This window comes from Lactobacillus sp. PV037 (assembly GCF_014522345.1).
Taxonomy (GTDB): Bacteria; Bacillota; Bacilli; order Lactobacillales; family Lactobacillaceae; genus Lactobacillus.
Window position 1 is genome coordinate 606,871 of sequence record NZ_CP041987.1, and the last position, 14,433, is coordinate 621,303.

Below are 14,433 nucleotides of genomic sequence, written 5' to 3' on the forward strand. Positions count from 1 at the left end.
GAAAGCGGGAATAAAGGGTGAAAGTAATCAAAAAAATAAAAGGACTTTTCACGGAAAAAGTTCCATCTCAATCCCGTATTTTAGCAACTGCTCTGACCTTTTCAGGAGGATTTGTAGACGCTTATACGTATATTCAAAGAGGGCATACCCTTTCAGCTGAGCAAACTGCAAATGTAATTTTTTTTGGTGAATCTGTAGTAACAGAAAATGTTAAAGGGATGCTGACGAGAGGAAGTACTTTTGTAGCTTTTAGTATTGGATTATTAATGGTAGGATTATTTCATAAATATGTAAAAAGCAATTATTGGCGATTGTTTTGCCTATTTCCAATTTTATTGATTTGTATTATTGTGGGCTTTTTACCGGCTAGTTTCCCTAATTATTATATTGTACCGGCTACTTCTTTCTGTATGGCGCTTCAAAATGCTTCTTTTAGTAAAATTGAAGGAATGAATTATAGTAATGCCTTCACCACAGGAAATTTGAGTAATTCTGCAGTTGCTTGGTCAGCTTACTTTTTTGGTGCAGATAAAGGAAAATATAGTGCTGCAAAAAACTATTTATGGTTAGTTATTGCATTTGCCCTTGGTGCAATTGTCTCTTCTTATCTACAAAATTTTTTCTATTTGAAAACAATTTGGTTTGGAGCAGTTGTGATTGCAATAATTAACATTCTTTATTTGGCAATGTTAAAAAGAACCCAGAAGATTAATTTTAGTTGATAAAAAGAAATAATTTATTTAAAGAATTATTGACATTTATACTAAAGATAGGTATTATTGCTTATAAATAATAAGTATTTAGGGAGAAAACAATGGTTTATTTTAACTTGAACCAAGTTAATATGGATATGTGTTGCTGTGAAAATAGTAACTTATTTGACGTGCATCCATTTTAACTTAACTCTTTAAAATTTATTTTTATATTAGGATATTAATAAGGCGAGTTAGATTCTGGATGTTGGAATTTAACTCGCCTTTTGTGTAGGAAAGGAATAGTAAAATGTCTAAATTAAAAGTTTTTGCTGCTGGATTAGTTACACTAACTACTGGAGCACTCTTAGCAGCATGTGGAAATAAAAATGCGACTAGTTCGGATACTGCGAGTTTGAATACTTCAACGCCGAATGAAATCTCAACCTTGGATTCAAGTAAGTATGGTGATACTACAAGTTCAGAAATTTTACAAAATACTGTTGAAGGACTTTATCGCTTTGATAAAAATAATAAACCTCAGCTAGCTGGAGCGACTGCTGTTAGTCGTTCAAAAGATCAAAAAGTTTACACATTTTCTTTAAGAAAAAATGCAAAATGGTCAAATGGTGATCCTGTTGTTGCTCAAGACTATGTAACAGGTTGGCAAAGAACTGTTGATCCGAAGAGTCAATCTTTGGATGCAGATAGTTATGCGATTATTAAAAATGGTGATGCAATTGCACAAGGAAAGCAATCTCCAAGTAAACTGGGTGTTAAGGCGATTGGAAAATATAAATTACAAGTTACTTTAGAAAATCCAATTCCTTATCTTCCTCAAATTTTGGAAGGAGCACAATTTTACCCACAAGATACCAATTTAGTAAAAAAATATGGCTCAAAGTATGGTACAAGTAGTGACAAAATGGCTTACAATGGTCCATTTGTAGTTAAGGGATGGACCGGATCTAACTTGAAGTGGTCTTTAAATAAAAATAAAACTTACTGGAATAAAAAGATTGTTAATTTAAGTAAGGTAAATTACCAAGTTGTTAAGGAAACGTCAACTGGAATTAATATGTTTAAATCTAATGAAATTTCTTATACTCCACTTTCTTCTGCTTATGTAAAACAATATCGTAATAATGATGAGTATCATTCAAAGATTACTCCAACTAATGGGTATATGAGTTTTAACTTAAAGCGTAAAGTATCAGGTAATGTGCATGTACGTCGTGCCATCAGTCAAGCAATTAATAAGAAGCAATTAGTAAATGATGTATTATTTGCCGGCAAAGTTTCTAATGGTATTGTTGCTTCAGACTTTATTACAGACCAAGCAACTGGTAATGATTACCGAAAAGATGCTGGGGATGTAGTAACTTATAATGTTGCAGCAGCACGTAAAGAATGGAAGTTAGCCCAAAAAGATCTTGGTAAAAAGATTACAATTGAATTGCTAACTTCAGATATTACAGATTCTAAGGCAGTTGGAGAATTTTTACAAAGTAATTTAATGGAAAATCTCCCAGGCTTGACTGTAAAAGTACGCTCAATGCCACTTAAGTCACGTCTGGCTAATACTACAAATCATAATTATGATATGGTTTATGGTACTTGGCAACCAAGTTATGAAGATCCAATTGATTTCTTAACTGTTGGTGGTCTGTTTAACTTAGCTCCTGATTATCACAATGATAATTTCTGGAATGAAATTGATAATGCACGCTCAAAATATGCCACTAATCCGAAGATGAGACTTCAATCTCTAATTAAGGCTGAAAATCAATTAATTAAGAAGGATGCTTTTGCAGTTCCATTATATCAATCTGCAACTTCTTACTTATTAAAGTCTAACGTTAAGAACTTCCAATTATCTCCATATGGTAATGTCGTTTACTATTGGAATGTAAAAGTTAAATAATGAAATAAAAGGTGAAATTCTGCTAAATAAAATGAATTTCACCTTTTTTGTACAAAAAAATACACCTTCAGTTGAAGAATTAGAGAAGGTGCATTTAATTAAAACAAAGTATAATGTTGAATGTTAATTAAATTAACATTTAAAGAAAAGAGATGATATTATAAAATTAGAGATAGTAGCTAATTTTATAAAAAAAGTTAAAATATTAAACTTCCAAATATCTTACTAATGCAAGATTAGGAGATGATATGTATCTAAGAATGATGATACATATCAATAATGATTATAACACGAGAATTTTTTAATGGAAGAATTTTTTGAAAAATATTTAAATTCATTTAAAAATATTTTTCAATTGCTCAAGTTTATAAATTAGGTTATACTTATTCGCATGTATTTCAGAGTTTAGAAAGGAATTTCAGTGGCTAACGTCAATAATTTTAATAATAAATTTTCTAAAGCTAAATTATTAAATATCTTTACTACGCCTAAAGGTGAAAATATTATTGCTTATAAAGTACCTCGAGGTGATAGTGGCTTTCAACAAACTTTTCAAGAGCTGAAGCGGCAAGAATTATTTTTGCAAACTGCGCAAAAACAAGCAGCCGACTTTGAGAGAACATGGATTACTTTATTTGTGCAAACACCAGGAACAAATTATTTAGCAACGACCTATCAAAAAGGTCAATTAGTAGCAAAACTTTTTGATATGTTTGAGGCTTTAGTAGTAAGTGCTGATCAAATAGATCGTTTCTATTTTCCTTTAGATTTTGCGAATCGGAGTTTAGACTATTTAGAGGGTTTAATGAAAAGTTTTAAACCGACTAAAGAATTTAATCCAGAAAAATGGATTACTTTTGAGGATGCTCCCAAAAAAGTAATAGCTCTTAATAAGTTTATTAGAGAAGAGGAGAAAGATCCTTTAACTTATAAAAGAAGTGATGGAATTGAAGGAGTATTAGCTGCTACCCAGTTTCCGCTGATAGCTGAGCTTGACTTTAAAATCTTTGGCGGTTCCCATTTGCTTCAAGATGAAAGTGCACAGAATTTTGCTCAACTATTTTTTGATTATTTATTAACTTTATTGGAACTTTATCCAGAAACCCAAAAAGACGTATTCACTTGTGTACCTTTAATTCGAGAAGCAATTGTAGAAAAGTATGATCATTCTAATCATGATGACCTTCCATTTTAGGGAGAGAAAAGGAGTAATTATGAAGAAGAAATTTAGTTTAATTTTATCCTTGGCAATCCTCCTATTAGTAATTACAGGATGCGGTAAAAATACTGGAGCTAAGCCGAATGTTAAGCAAAAGTTAACCTTAACAAATACTAGTAGTATTCCTACCTTCTTTTTTCATGGCTATGGTTCTAGTGCAAATGCTGAACACCAAATGACTAATGCAGCTTTAAAAGCTGATGTAACTCATACGGTAATTCGAGCTAATGTTAGTGCTGACGGTAAAGTGAGTTTTAACAAGACAATGGCAAAAAGTACCAAAAATCCAATCGTAGAAGTAAATTTAGAAGATAATAGGAGTGGTAATGTTAGCTATGTTAAGGATGTAATTGTAGCTTTTGAGCAAAAATATCACTACCAAAAGATTAATTTAGTAGGACATTCAATGGGAAATTTGATGATTGCTAATTATATTAAAGATAATTACAATAACAAGAACCTCCCACAAATTAATAAAGTAGTTTCAATTGCCGGCCATTATAATGGTTATTTAGGTGAAGAAGTAGGCCGGAAAGCAAAAATAAAAAATAAGCAAACAGGTGAGCCGGATGAGTACGCAGAAAGTTTTAAAAATTTACTTTCTTTGAGAAAGACTTATCCTAAAAATAGCCAGGTTTTAAATATTTACGGTGATAAAAAAGATGGTTCGAAATCAGATGGCTCTGTTTCAGTAGCCTCGGCGCAATCATATAAATATTTAATTAATGGGCGAGCTAAATCATATAAAGAAATTGAAATAACTGGAAAAAATGCTCAACATAGTAAATTGCATGAGAATAAAGAAGTAGATAAATATTTAATTAATTTTTTATGGAAGTAAGATAAAACATCCCTTGTGAGAGGGATGTTTTTTCATAGCAAAAAGTTATTGGAGTTACTAACTAATAAGTATTATCTTTGATTAATAATTTAGTTTATAATTTTATTAAAAGAAAGGGTGGAAATTTATGAGTAAATTAGCTAATGATACGCGAGTTTTCAAAATAAATCCTAAAATTGATGTTCAAAATGTTCACTTTGAAAATAGATATGGCTTTACCTTAGCGGGTCACTTATATATACCTTCAAATTTTGATGATAGTAAAAAACATGCCGCAATTGCTATCTCTGGTCCCTTTGGAGCAGTTAAAGAACAGGCCAGTGGTCTTTACGCTCAAACTTTAGCAGAAAGAGGCTTTGTAACAGTAGCTTTTGATCAATCAATGACTGGGGAAAGTTCTGGTAAAAGACGGGATGTCGCAAGTAGTGATATTTTCGTAGAAGATTTTAGTGCAGCAGTAGATTTTCTCGGAAAACAAAATTTTGTTGACAGAGAGCGGATTGGTGCCATTGGTATTTGTGGGTTGGGTTCACATGTTTTAACAGCCGCTTCAATTGATATACGCCTTAAAGCAGTTGCCACAAGTGTAATGTATGATATGGCTGATTCAATGTGGAAAGGTCTTAATAATACAAAAACAGCTGAACAACAGAAAAAAGAAAAAGAATATTTGGCAGAAATGAGATGGAAAGAAGTAGATCAAGGAGAGCAAATTACTGGTCTACATGAATTACCATTTGATGAAGATAATAATCCAATTTATGCACCTAAATTATTTGGGAGTACCTTACCGAATGGAGCAGATCCAGTAACTACTCAATTTTTTGAGTATTACAAAGTAAGAGCTTTTCATCCACGTTCAATTAATTCTAATTCAGCCTGGGATGCAACTACTCCTGTGAGTTATTACAACTTTCCTTTGCAACAAAAAATTGAGAAAATTACTGCTCCAGCTTTGATTGTTACTGGAGAAAAGGCGCATTCACGTTATATGGCACAAGAAGCATATGATCGTTTAAGAACTCAGAAGGAATTAATAGTGGTTCCTGATGCAACACATGTAGATTTATATGACCAAATGGACAAAATTCCTTTTGATAAATTAGAGTCATTCTTTAAAAAGAATCTATAGGTTGAGTCATCTTGAAAGATAAAAATTCAGATTTGTAATAAAGGCAGACTATTCTAAAACGGATAGTCTGTTTTTGATTAAATTTAGTGCAAAGAGTCTTTAAGCTTTTCCAAAAATTTGCTGTTTAAAGAAGTTAATTGAATATTTTTCTTCCAAATTAGAGTATTTAAATCAAAAACTCTTGGTGAGAGTGGACGATAAATAAAGTGAGGATCTTTAATAGCGGGTAAACCTTTGTAAGTAATAACGACCGTATTTGTTTCATAAGCCATTAAAATAGAATTGTAAGCTAAGTTAGATAACGCATAAAAATCTAATTTATCGAAGTTTTCTTGTGCCCAGACTTTAAATTTATCATTAACCATTCGTTGACTGCTTATTCCTAAAGGATAGTTAATCAAATCCTCTGAAGTGAGAGCAACCTTTTTTGCAAGAGGTAAATTATCTTTAAAATAAGCAACAAATTCATTTTTTTGAGGTAAAACAATAGTATTAAAATTACTTAATTGGCGATTACCCATCACTACCCCAAAATCAAGGAGCCCATTTTCTATTTTAGCTTCGATTTGATCGGCATTTCCATCTTCCATCATAATTTGAACATTTTTATTTTTACCTAGTTCGCCTAAAATTTTCATTAAATTTCCCAATTCAGGACTTTCTCCTGCACCAATACGTAAAACTCCACTAATTATTTTATCTTTTTTGAGAGTTTGTGCAGTAAGATCACTTAAATTGACGATATCTTGAGCCTTTTGACGTAAAAAATAAGCTTCAGGAGTCAGTTTTAACTGATGATCTCTAATAAATAACTTAACTCCTAATTCTGTTTCTAAATCTTTAATTTGTTTTGAAAGAGCAGGCTGTGAAATTAATAATTTCTTTGCTGCACGGGAAAAATTTTTTTCTTCACAAACTGCCAAAAAATATCTTAATACTCGAATTTCCATAATTGATTATTATAGCAAAATTTAGATGCTAGTATTCAAGAAATAAAGTAGTTTATTAAATTATAGATAATTTAATTTAATAAAACGTTATTTTCCCTCAAATAATTTTCGATATAGAAGATTTTCTGACTTTTATTGGTAAATCACTATTATAGAAGTGTAGAAGGGATGAGAGAAATGAGAATTGGAGAACGTTTAAAAACGGTTCGACTTTTTTTAGGATTAACACAAACAGAGATGTCAGAAGGAGTGATGACTGAATCTTATTATTCTAAAGTTGAGCGGGATATTAGTAAAGTTAAAATAGATGCTTTATTAACAATGCTGAATAGAAATGGAATTTCTTTAGAAGACTTTTTTGAAATTAATAATCCAGAAATTGATAAAACAACTCTTGATGTTTTAGAAACTAGTCTGCTTACCTTACCCCAAAAAGATAGTTGGGATTTAATGGAGCTTTTATTTAAAGAAGCTGAAGAAAATAAGATTGATAAAAAAGCTGAAGTAGCAGATTTAGCTATTAGGTATTTACATCATTGCTATGTTAATAGTTGGGTAGCTGAGGGTAAAAAAGTGATTAAATTTATTGAAAGATTGCCCCCATATCCAATTTTAGCTATTGAAAAGTTGTGTGCGCAATATTATCATGCACTCTTTGAGAAAAATACTAAGAAAATTAGTACGATTAAAGAACTTTTAACTTTCAATGGCTATGAAAAAATCAGTAAAGAGTTACCTGAGTTAAATAATGAGGATAGACAAAGATAAGAATGTTAATTTCAAGAAAACTATTATTACTTAGACGAACTTTAGGACTTACTCAAAGCAACCTAGTGGGGAAGAATACAATTAGTGTATCGGCTCTCTCAAGAATTGAGCGTGAAGATACGACAATATTTGCGGAAGATTTAATAAATATTTTAGATAATAATCATATTACAAAGATGAAATTTCTAGGAGAATATTCTACTGTTGAAAAAACCGTTCGTTATTATCAAGATCAAGCACTCTATTACTTCTTAAATAAAGATGTCGCAAGCTTAAGTATTCTTTTTAATAATTTAGAAGTGAAAAGCAGGTTACTTAATTTATTAATAAAAGAAATGATTCGATCATTAAAAGGTGAGAAACTTACAGAAAATGAAAACGTTAAAAAATTACTTTTTAAGTTAAAAGACTACGATGATAACTTTTTGTGGTGTTTACTAGTCAGCTTAAAATTGTATCCAAATGATAATTTCGCAGTAATAGTTGAAAAAATATTCTATAAATATGATGAAAAAGATGTAGCAAATTCTACTGTAAGGCTGATTGCTGATATCGTAGTAGCTTTTTTGTTAAGTAAAGCGAATAAAAGGTCTTCTTTAAAGGAATATGGAATAGAGGTTTTGGATTCATTGAAAACTACCCCAAATATTTTTCTTCAAAAATTAGCCGTTCAATATCTAGTAGCTAAAAGAAAAAGGGATTTTAAGACAGTAAAGTGGATTGAGAATCAAGTATCGATAGCTGGTTTAAAGAAAGAATTTTTACAATTGATTAGATAACGCTTGTATTATTTCGATGTAGAAGATTTTGAGACAGATGTAATTTTTGGGCGTAAAGTAGAACATGAAAAAATTATATTAATAGTAGGAGAGACAAAAGACATGAAGAAATTTTTATCAACTTTAGTAGGAATGGGGTTACTTTTAGGTGGTATATCAATTGTGCATCCAATCGGGGTACTTCAAAAGGTACAAGCAGCTAATAATGTAGGTACAACTCTGCCATGGGATCGAGCATGGGATCACCAAGTCCATTCTATTCAGTCTCTTTATTTTACTAATTTCCATCCTTGGGAAGATGATACTCCAAAACATATAAAAGCAAAGGTTGATTTATACAATGATGTGTATAATAAAAGTAAAGTTCCGGGATATGAAGATTGGCAACGTGGAGAGAATCCAGATAATTGGAATATGTATATTAATTATATTAGTAAGAAATATTTATATCCCTATGAAGGAATGGCGCATCGTAATTTAAAAAAACGTTCAGCAAATATCTACGTAAAGGATAAGTCTTTGTTGCCAGAAGTAAAGGCGGCAATTAAAATGTGGAAGCCAGGTTTTAAATTTAATCTTGTTAATTCAATGAAACATGCCAAGTTTCGTTCAACTTCAAAAAAGTATGCTAATATTGTGATTTGTGATGATCCTTATTCTGAAGAATATGATGGAAATAAATCTTGGACTGGATCGGAATTAATTGAAGTTACAGATAAAAAACTAATAAAATCAAGACATATTAAGTATTGGGATGGTAACGGTCAAGTTCACAAGAAGAAAAAAGGTCAAGCTCGTTTAAATGATGATGTTGCAAATATTTGTGTACTTACTAAAAATATGTCCAAGCAAAGAAAAATTAATGAAATAGCGAGTCAATTAGGACAAATTATCGGTATTGGTTATAATGATGCCTTTTTCGAGGATATTTATAAAACTTATGGCACAAATGATATCTCTGCGTTCCATGGATTAGAGGAATATGGAGAAGATGAAGATGAAAATTACGTGTCTGAAAAAATGTTAAATTCACAATTTGTTGTAACGCAAATGGATGTAGAACATATAAATTGGATTTATGCGCACCCCTATGATGGCTACTCCATCTACTAAACTAGTAGAATTATGATTGTTAAAAAATCAAAGAGAGAACTGACCGGCGAAAATTAGTTACAAATAAATAAGGATAATAAAGGATAAGCTAGTAATAAAATCGGCTTATCCTTTATTTGTAGGTAGTAGATATAACAGGCGGATTATTTCAATGTGGAAGATTTTAAGACGAAAATAAACTTTAATGATAAAGTAAGGATTATTGAATGTAAAAATGAGGGATATTAATGAATAAATTTTGTTCAAATTGTGGTCATCCAGTTAAGAATACTGATAAGGTGTGTGGAAATTGTGGGACACCCCTTACTCCAGTAGAGCAAATTAATCAATCTACTAAAAATAGGGGATCTATGAGGCAACCAGCTAAGCAAGCTAGTAAGAAAAATCATTCTGCTTATAAATGGTTTATTGGAATTGGTGTGGTAGCACTTTTAGCCGAAGGTGGATATCTAGTTTATCAAAATATGGATAATTCAAATAACTCGGCAGTGATGGAAACAAAAAACTCTTCTTCAGTAACAAGTTCTGATAGTGCACAAAGTATTAATGCTGGTAGCAGTAGTAATCAAGAAGATGCGGCATCTGATAATAATGAAGATGACGGTGATGGAGCAACTGTAGCAAACATTGGTCCTAAAACATTAGCTTCTTCTGTTTTATTACTAGGTGGAAAAAAAAGTGAAGGCTGGAAGAGTTTTGCAACTCAAGATAGTCTTGAAGTCAATGTAATTCAAGCAAGCGCAGAAAATGAAAATTATTCTGAGCCTGGAACGGGAGTAAGTTATATGTTTACCAGTGACGGGCAAAATGGTGGAGAAATTCTTGAATATCGGATAAGTTCAGATGGATCAACTGTTTATTGTTACGAGCAATCTTCAAAAGATTCTGCAACGCGCCATGTAACTCCCTTTGCAACCTTAAGTGCTAAAGAAATTCAGCAAGTTAAAGATAGCGATGAAGTGAAGAATTTAGTAGATAAAATGGAAGTTAAGAGTTAAAAGTATTATTTAAGTTTAATAATTAATTGGATTACTTTTAGTAAAATGGTGGATAGAAAAATGAATGACAAAAAGCAAGCGTTACTCTATAAAATTAAGCAAACATATCTTGTAATTAAAGAAACAGAGAAAAATAACCAGAATATTATAGATTTACATAATAAAATCAGGGATATAAATTCTGAAATTAATTTTTTTCAAAAAGTTATGAGTGGTAATAAAATAGACCTAACAAACGCTAAAAACAATTCAGGAAAATTTAAAGCAGTATCTGTTCCCAAAATAGAAAAAACTCAGCCAGTTCTAAGCGACGAAACACCGAATAATACTACTATAAAAATCCTGGAATATAGACAACAATTAAAGAAAAAACAAGATGAGCTTCGTAAATTGAAGAAACCTGATTATAAACCTATGCACAAGTGGAAGTGGTGGGAGTATGCTCTATTAATCTTTATACCTTTAGTTTTATGGGCTTATGGACTATCTAAGATAATTCAAAGCAAAATTATAGCATTATCAATAATGAAAAATCCTTCTAAAAATGATCAAACTTTGTTTAATTTCTTGGCTTCTGGTAAAGCAGAGAATATTGGATGTATTGTAGGATTGATCGTTATTATTGGTATTATTATTATATTTAGAAAAACGGTGCCTAAGCGTGAGTATAATCAAAAGATGGCTGAATACAATCAAAAGATAAAAAACTATGAACTAGCTATATCTGAGTATAGAGAAAAGATTGCTGCACAGAAAAAATATGAAGAGTATCAGATACAAGTTACTAGCCGAAATGAGAGAATAGAGGAAAATAAAAGGCGTAGAGCTGGGGCAGAGAGAGCAGTAAAAGAACTTCCGGCTATAATTGGGCAAAATAAGATTAAAATTAAAAATTATGAGTATCTGAAAGATCAATGTACTTATTACTTAAAGCAAGCAAAAAAATTCAGAAAGTTACTTAAATCGAAAGAAGATTTGTTTATTGATGTTCCAGCAAAGCGGTTTGGTAATTTAAAATATTATGCAGAGTTATATGAACTTGTTCGTACTGAGCAAGCACTAACTGCGGGGGATGCTGTTCGGCTTGCTGAGGATCGTTGGGGACGAGCAGAAGAAAATTTAGCATTACGTCAAGATATTGAACGTAATAGTACTTTAATGAGAAATACTGTTGAAAAAGGTTTTCGAAACGTATCAGATAAATTAGAGATAATTATTGAGCAACATCAAGAAATTCGTAATGGGATTGAAAATATTAAGGAAGAACTAAAGGATATTAAGCAGGGTGTTAATGTTATAGATACCGATATGAAAAATAGTGCTGATAATATCACTTCGTCTATTAATGCGAATGCTAAAAGAATTAAGAGAACTATTCAAAGTGGCATAGCAGCAAATGTAGCAGTAAATACATCGCTTACTTCTAAGGTAGATGAAACAAATAGACAACTGGGAAATACGAATAGAAAATTAGATGGTATGAATGAAGCCCTTAATACTACTAATAGACAATTGTCTAGAAAATTATCACGTAAATAATTAGAGGTAACACGTTAAATAAAATTGATTTATGGCTTAAATTAACGAAGCAAAAGAATTATTTAAGTTGAAGTAAAATTTATCGAGTTTTAATTTTATAACAAATGTATTATTTCAATATAGAAGATTTCAAGACAGATGTAATTTTTGGGAGTAAAGTAGAATTTGAAAAAAATTATATTAATATAGGAGATACAAAATGAAACGCTTAAAGTTATTAGGGATTGCATTATTAGTTTTTATTGGCGTAGTCGGAGTTTCAGATAAAGTTAATGTGAAATCTGCTCAAGCTAGTGTCTTAAAAACAACAACTGTTCCCAAAAGATTTAGAGGTACTTGGTATTTAGCAACATCTAGAAAGAAAGTTCATGCCTATAAGATTAATAGTACTAGAATTAAATTAGATGGAGTAAATGCTCGAGTATACAAGTATTCTTCTAAGGCATATAGAGCTACCTCACTTTCAATTCCAAGTAAAGTTTTAATTAGTAGTAAAGGAAATACTTTGACTTTTTACTACATTGGTGGACGAATTTATCCTCTAAACCTTTCATCTAATCACCAAAGTTTAAGGGATGCGAGTGCTATGCAGACTTATTATAAAAGTAAGTCAGCTGCTTTGAAGCATTATAGAAGATAAGTTAGTGTCTCTAGTTTATTAGGTTGATTGCAATTATTAGTTGGAATCAACCTTTTTGTTTAAAAAATTAATGATAAGTAGAAGTAATTTTAAATAACGCTTGTATTATATCAATATGGAAGATTTCAAGACAGATGTGATTTTTAATAGTAAAGTAGAATTTGAAAAAATTATATTAATATAGGAGAGACAAAAGACATGAAGAAGAAATACTTAGGATTGGTTGTAGCTGCATTATTAGGAGTAACTCCTTTAACTGGTGTTGTGGCAAACAGCATTCATCCAAACATTGTTCAAGCCGCAGACGATGATGATCAAACTGCAACCTTATGGCTTAAGAAAAAGACTCCATATCTTGTTGCTAAAAATGGGGAAACAGTTGGTTCTCTTGCTCTACGTCCAGTTAGCGATGTTACTTCTAATGTAAGTAAAGTAACAAAAATGTTGGGAATGTCAGTTTATGCGAATATGGATAATGGTGATCCAGACTACACAGAAGCTCTAAGTGTAAATACTCCCTTAAGAAAAGGAAAAAGTTATAGTGCTGTGCTAACTTTTAATGTGAAAAATGGCTCTCACTATAGCAGATTATTACAACAAGGGAATTGGGGAAATTATGTAGGCAAAGAATGGTCATTATATGTATGGGATACAGGTGATAATGGGGCACCAGAACCACATATTGTTAGTGGAGATAAAATGGATTTAGGATATGAAGGGCGTGGTAATGAGAACGCCGCCTCAATTGTCGTCCCAATTAAAGTTGAAAACAATACCTCAGCTTCTTCAGTAAAGAAGGTTAACTTAAAAGGCTACGTTAGAGGCAGAAAGAATGCCAAGGTTACCACTTACACTTCAACTGGAAAGACTACTCGAACTAAGGTTTACGGACACCATACTTATAAATTAAATCAAAAGAAAACAATTAAGGGTAAAACTTATTACAAAGTCTACGGTAAAAGCTACTGGATTCGTGCGACAAGTCTCGTAATTAAGTAGTATATCTGGTTTAGAAAGTAATAAAGACGGATGAGTCAACAACTCAGCCGTCTTTTGTTTGGTGAAAAATGGAAGATAACAATTTAAAAGCTCCTTCTTCTTTTTCTAAAGGAAGAAGAACAAATCATAATAAAATAATCTTAATTACTGGTGGTATTATTGTAGCAATTCTTGTAATAATTGGGATTCATCTGCATAATTCTCCCAAATATAACCCTAATAGTCCCTTTTATAAAGAGAATATAACCTTTGGATATTATAAATATAAGCGTGTAACCTATAACACTGAGGATGGAACGTTTACAAAAGCTCCAGTAAAAAGAGTTTCAATTGAGTCAACAGTGTCTATAGTGAATAATATATTTTCAATTATGTATAAAAATGGAGATGGAAAGTCGGAGAGTTATAAGTATTTTAAAAGTCATCCCAAACTACTCCAAAATGTAGCAGCTACTAGTGGATTTTTTAACCATGTTAACTTAGGAAAAAGATATAGAGATGTTTCAGAGGAAGTAGTCTATGAATATCAGGATTGGTTAGGACTAGTAGAAAAAGATAAAAAGGCAGCCCAAGTTTGGAAAGATTGGCAAGCTTGGATGGATAGTTGTATCCCAGAGAAAAATTATAATTACGCAACGGAAAATATTTTTACTGGTTCAAAATATTATGTGACCTATTCTCCAACTACCCAAGAATTAATTAATGGTGAAAAAGTAGAGGTAATGTTAGATGGAGATACAAAATTATTATCTAAATATAATGTGGATCTAACTCCAATAAAAGTTAAAGTTAGTGGCTTCCCTACAACACCTGAAGAAGTTGATGATTAGAGAGGATTA

The 14,433-nt window shown here is 31.3% G+C and carries 14 protein-coding genes; 13 read left to right on the forward strand and 1 reads right to left on the reverse strand.

Features of this window, described 5'->3' with window-relative positions:
- The first annotated feature begins 17 nt into the window (after positions 1 to 17).
- The 5 genes from FP435_RS03410 (at position 18) to FP435_RS03430 (ending at position 5,808) form a co-directional block, all read left to right on the forward strand.
- Positions 18 to 722, forward strand: a complete 705-nt coding sequence (locus FP435_RS03410) for a YoaK family protein (RefSeq protein WP_265484451.1) — start codon at positions 18 to 20, stop codon at positions 720 to 722.
- A 280-nt stretch (positions 723 to 1,002) separates the two neighbouring features.
- Complete coding sequence (locus tag FP435_RS03415; RefSeq protein WP_265484452.1) at positions 1,003 to 2,616, forward strand: peptide ABC transporter substrate-binding protein; 1,614 nt, start codon at positions 1,003 to 1,005, stop codon at positions 2,614 to 2,616.
- Between the two features lie 421 nt (positions 2,617 to 3,037).
- On the forward strand, positions 3,038 to 3,811 hold the full coding sequence (locus FP435_RS03420) for a hypothetical protein (protein ID WP_265484453.1): 774 nt from the start codon (positions 3,038 to 3,040) through the stop codon (positions 3,809 to 3,811).
- Positions 3,812 to 3,830: 19 nt separating this feature from the next.
- Positions 3,831 to 4,676 carry an alpha/beta hydrolase gene (locus FP435_RS03425; protein WP_265484454.1) on the forward strand — a complete coding sequence of 282 codons (846 nt, stop codon included), beginning with the start codon at positions 3,831 to 3,833 and terminating at the stop codon, positions 4,674 to 4,676.
- 127 nt (positions 4,677 to 4,803) lie between these two features.
- Positions 4,804 to 5,808: an alpha/beta hydrolase gene (locus tag FP435_RS03430; protein ID WP_265484455.1), complete on the forward strand. Its 1,005-nt coding sequence runs from the start codon at positions 4,804 to 4,806 to the stop codon at positions 5,806 to 5,808.
- An 83-nt stretch (positions 5,809 to 5,891) separates the two neighbouring features.
- Here the strand turns inward: FP435_RS03430 and FP435_RS03435 are convergent, their stop codons facing one another.
- A complete protein-coding gene (locus tag FP435_RS03435) occupies positions 5,892 to 6,758 on the reverse strand; it encodes a LysR family transcriptional regulator (RefSeq protein WP_322573200.1) in 867 nt (288 codons plus the stop codon).
- Positions 6,759 to 6,926: 168 nt separating this feature from the next.
- On the opposite strand from FP435_RS03435, the gene FP435_RS03445 reads away from it, so the two are divergent.
- From FP435_RS03445 to FP435_RS03480, 8 genes are all read left to right on the forward strand, one after another.
- Positions 6,927 to 7,526, forward strand: coding sequence for a helix-turn-helix domain-containing protein (locus FP435_RS03445; RefSeq protein ID WP_265484456.1), 600 nt, complete (start codon positions 6,927 to 6,929; stop codon positions 7,524 to 7,526).
- Between the two features lie 2 nt (positions 7,527 to 7,528).
- Complete coding sequence (locus FP435_RS03450) at positions 7,529 to 8,305, forward strand: hypothetical protein (protein WP_265484457.1); 777 nt, start codon at positions 7,529 to 7,531, stop codon at positions 8,303 to 8,305.
- Positions 8,306 to 8,407: 102 nt separating this feature from the next.
- The gene (locus FP435_RS03455) at positions 8,408 to 9,418 is read left to right on the forward strand and encodes a hypothetical protein (protein ID WP_265484458.1); all 1,011 of its coding nucleotides are present in this window, start codon (positions 8,408 to 8,410) and stop codon (positions 9,416 to 9,418) included.
- Between the two features lie 227 nt (positions 9,419 to 9,645).
- Entirely contained in the window at positions 9,646 to 10,416 is a 771-nt protein-coding gene (locus FP435_RS03460; RefSeq protein ID WP_265484459.1) for a zinc ribbon domain-containing protein, read from the forward strand.
- Between the two features lie 60 nt (positions 10,417 to 10,476).
- Entirely contained in the window at positions 10,477 to 11,955 is a 1,479-nt protein-coding gene (locus tag FP435_RS03465) for a hypothetical protein (protein WP_265484460.1), read from the forward strand.
- A 199-nt stretch (positions 11,956 to 12,154) separates the two neighbouring features.
- Positions 12,155 to 12,595 carry a hypothetical protein gene (locus tag FP435_RS03470; protein WP_265484461.1) on the forward strand — a complete coding sequence of 147 codons (441 nt, stop codon included), beginning with the start codon at positions 12,155 to 12,157 and terminating at the stop codon, positions 12,593 to 12,595.
- 198 nt (positions 12,596 to 12,793) lie between these two features.
- The gene (locus FP435_RS03475) at positions 12,794 to 13,594 is read left to right on the forward strand and encodes a hypothetical protein (protein WP_265484462.1); all 801 of its coding nucleotides are present in this window, start codon (positions 12,794 to 12,796) and stop codon (positions 13,592 to 13,594) included.
- A gap of 68 nt (positions 13,595 to 13,662) precedes the next feature.
- Positions 13,663 to 14,424 carry a hypothetical protein gene (locus tag FP435_RS03480; protein WP_265484463.1) on the forward strand — a complete coding sequence of 254 codons (762 nt, stop codon included), beginning with the start codon at positions 13,663 to 13,665 and terminating at the stop codon, positions 14,422 to 14,424.
- The last annotated feature ends 9 nt before the right edge of the window (positions 14,425 to 14,433 follow it).

What these genes read in the sequence shown, in the direction of transcription:
- FP435_RS03415 (WP_265484452.1), top strand. Translation starts at nt 1,003, where the DNA reads ATGTCTAAATTAAAAGTTTTTGCTGCTGGATTAGTTACACTAACTACT.
- FP435_RS03425 (WP_265484454.1), top strand. Translation starts at nt 3,831, where the DNA reads ATGAAGAAGAAATTTAGTTTAATTTTATCCTTGGCAATCCTCCTATTA.
- FP435_RS03430 (WP_265484455.1), top strand. Translation starts at nt 4,804, where the DNA reads ATGAGTAAATTAGCTAATGATACGCGAGTTTTCAAAATAAATCCTAAA.
- FP435_RS03435 (WP_322573200.1), bottom strand. Translation starts at nt 6,758, where the DNA reads ATGGAAATTCGAGTATTAAGATATTTTTTGGCAGTTTGTGAAGAAAAA.
- FP435_RS03445 (WP_265484456.1), top strand. Translation starts at nt 6,927, where the DNA reads ATGAGAGAAATGAGAATTGGAGAACGTTTAAAAACGGTTCGACTTTTT.
- FP435_RS03450 (WP_265484457.1), top strand. Translation starts at nt 7,529, where the DNA reads ATGTTAATTTCAAGAAAACTATTATTACTTAGACGAACTTTAGGACTT.
- FP435_RS03455 (WP_265484458.1), top strand. Translation starts at nt 8,408, where the DNA reads ATGAAGAAATTTTTATCAACTTTAGTAGGAATGGGGTTACTTTTAGGT.
- FP435_RS03460 (WP_265484459.1), top strand. Translation starts at nt 9,646, where the DNA reads ATGAATAAATTTTGTTCAAATTGTGGTCATCCAGTTAAGAATACTGAT.
- FP435_RS03465 (WP_265484460.1), top strand. Translation starts at nt 10,477, where the DNA reads ATGAATGACAAAAAGCAAGCGTTACTCTATAAAATTAAGCAAACATAT.
- FP435_RS03470 (WP_265484461.1), top strand. Translation starts at nt 12,155, where the DNA reads ATGAAACGCTTAAAGTTATTAGGGATTGCATTATTAGTTTTTATTGGC.
- FP435_RS03475 (WP_265484462.1), top strand. Translation starts at nt 12,794, where the DNA reads ATGAAGAAGAAATACTTAGGATTGGTTGTAGCTGCATTATTAGGAGTA.
- FP435_RS03480 (WP_265484463.1), top strand. Translation starts at nt 13,663, where the DNA reads ATGGAAGATAACAATTTAAAAGCTCCTTCTTCTTTTTCTAAAGGAAGA.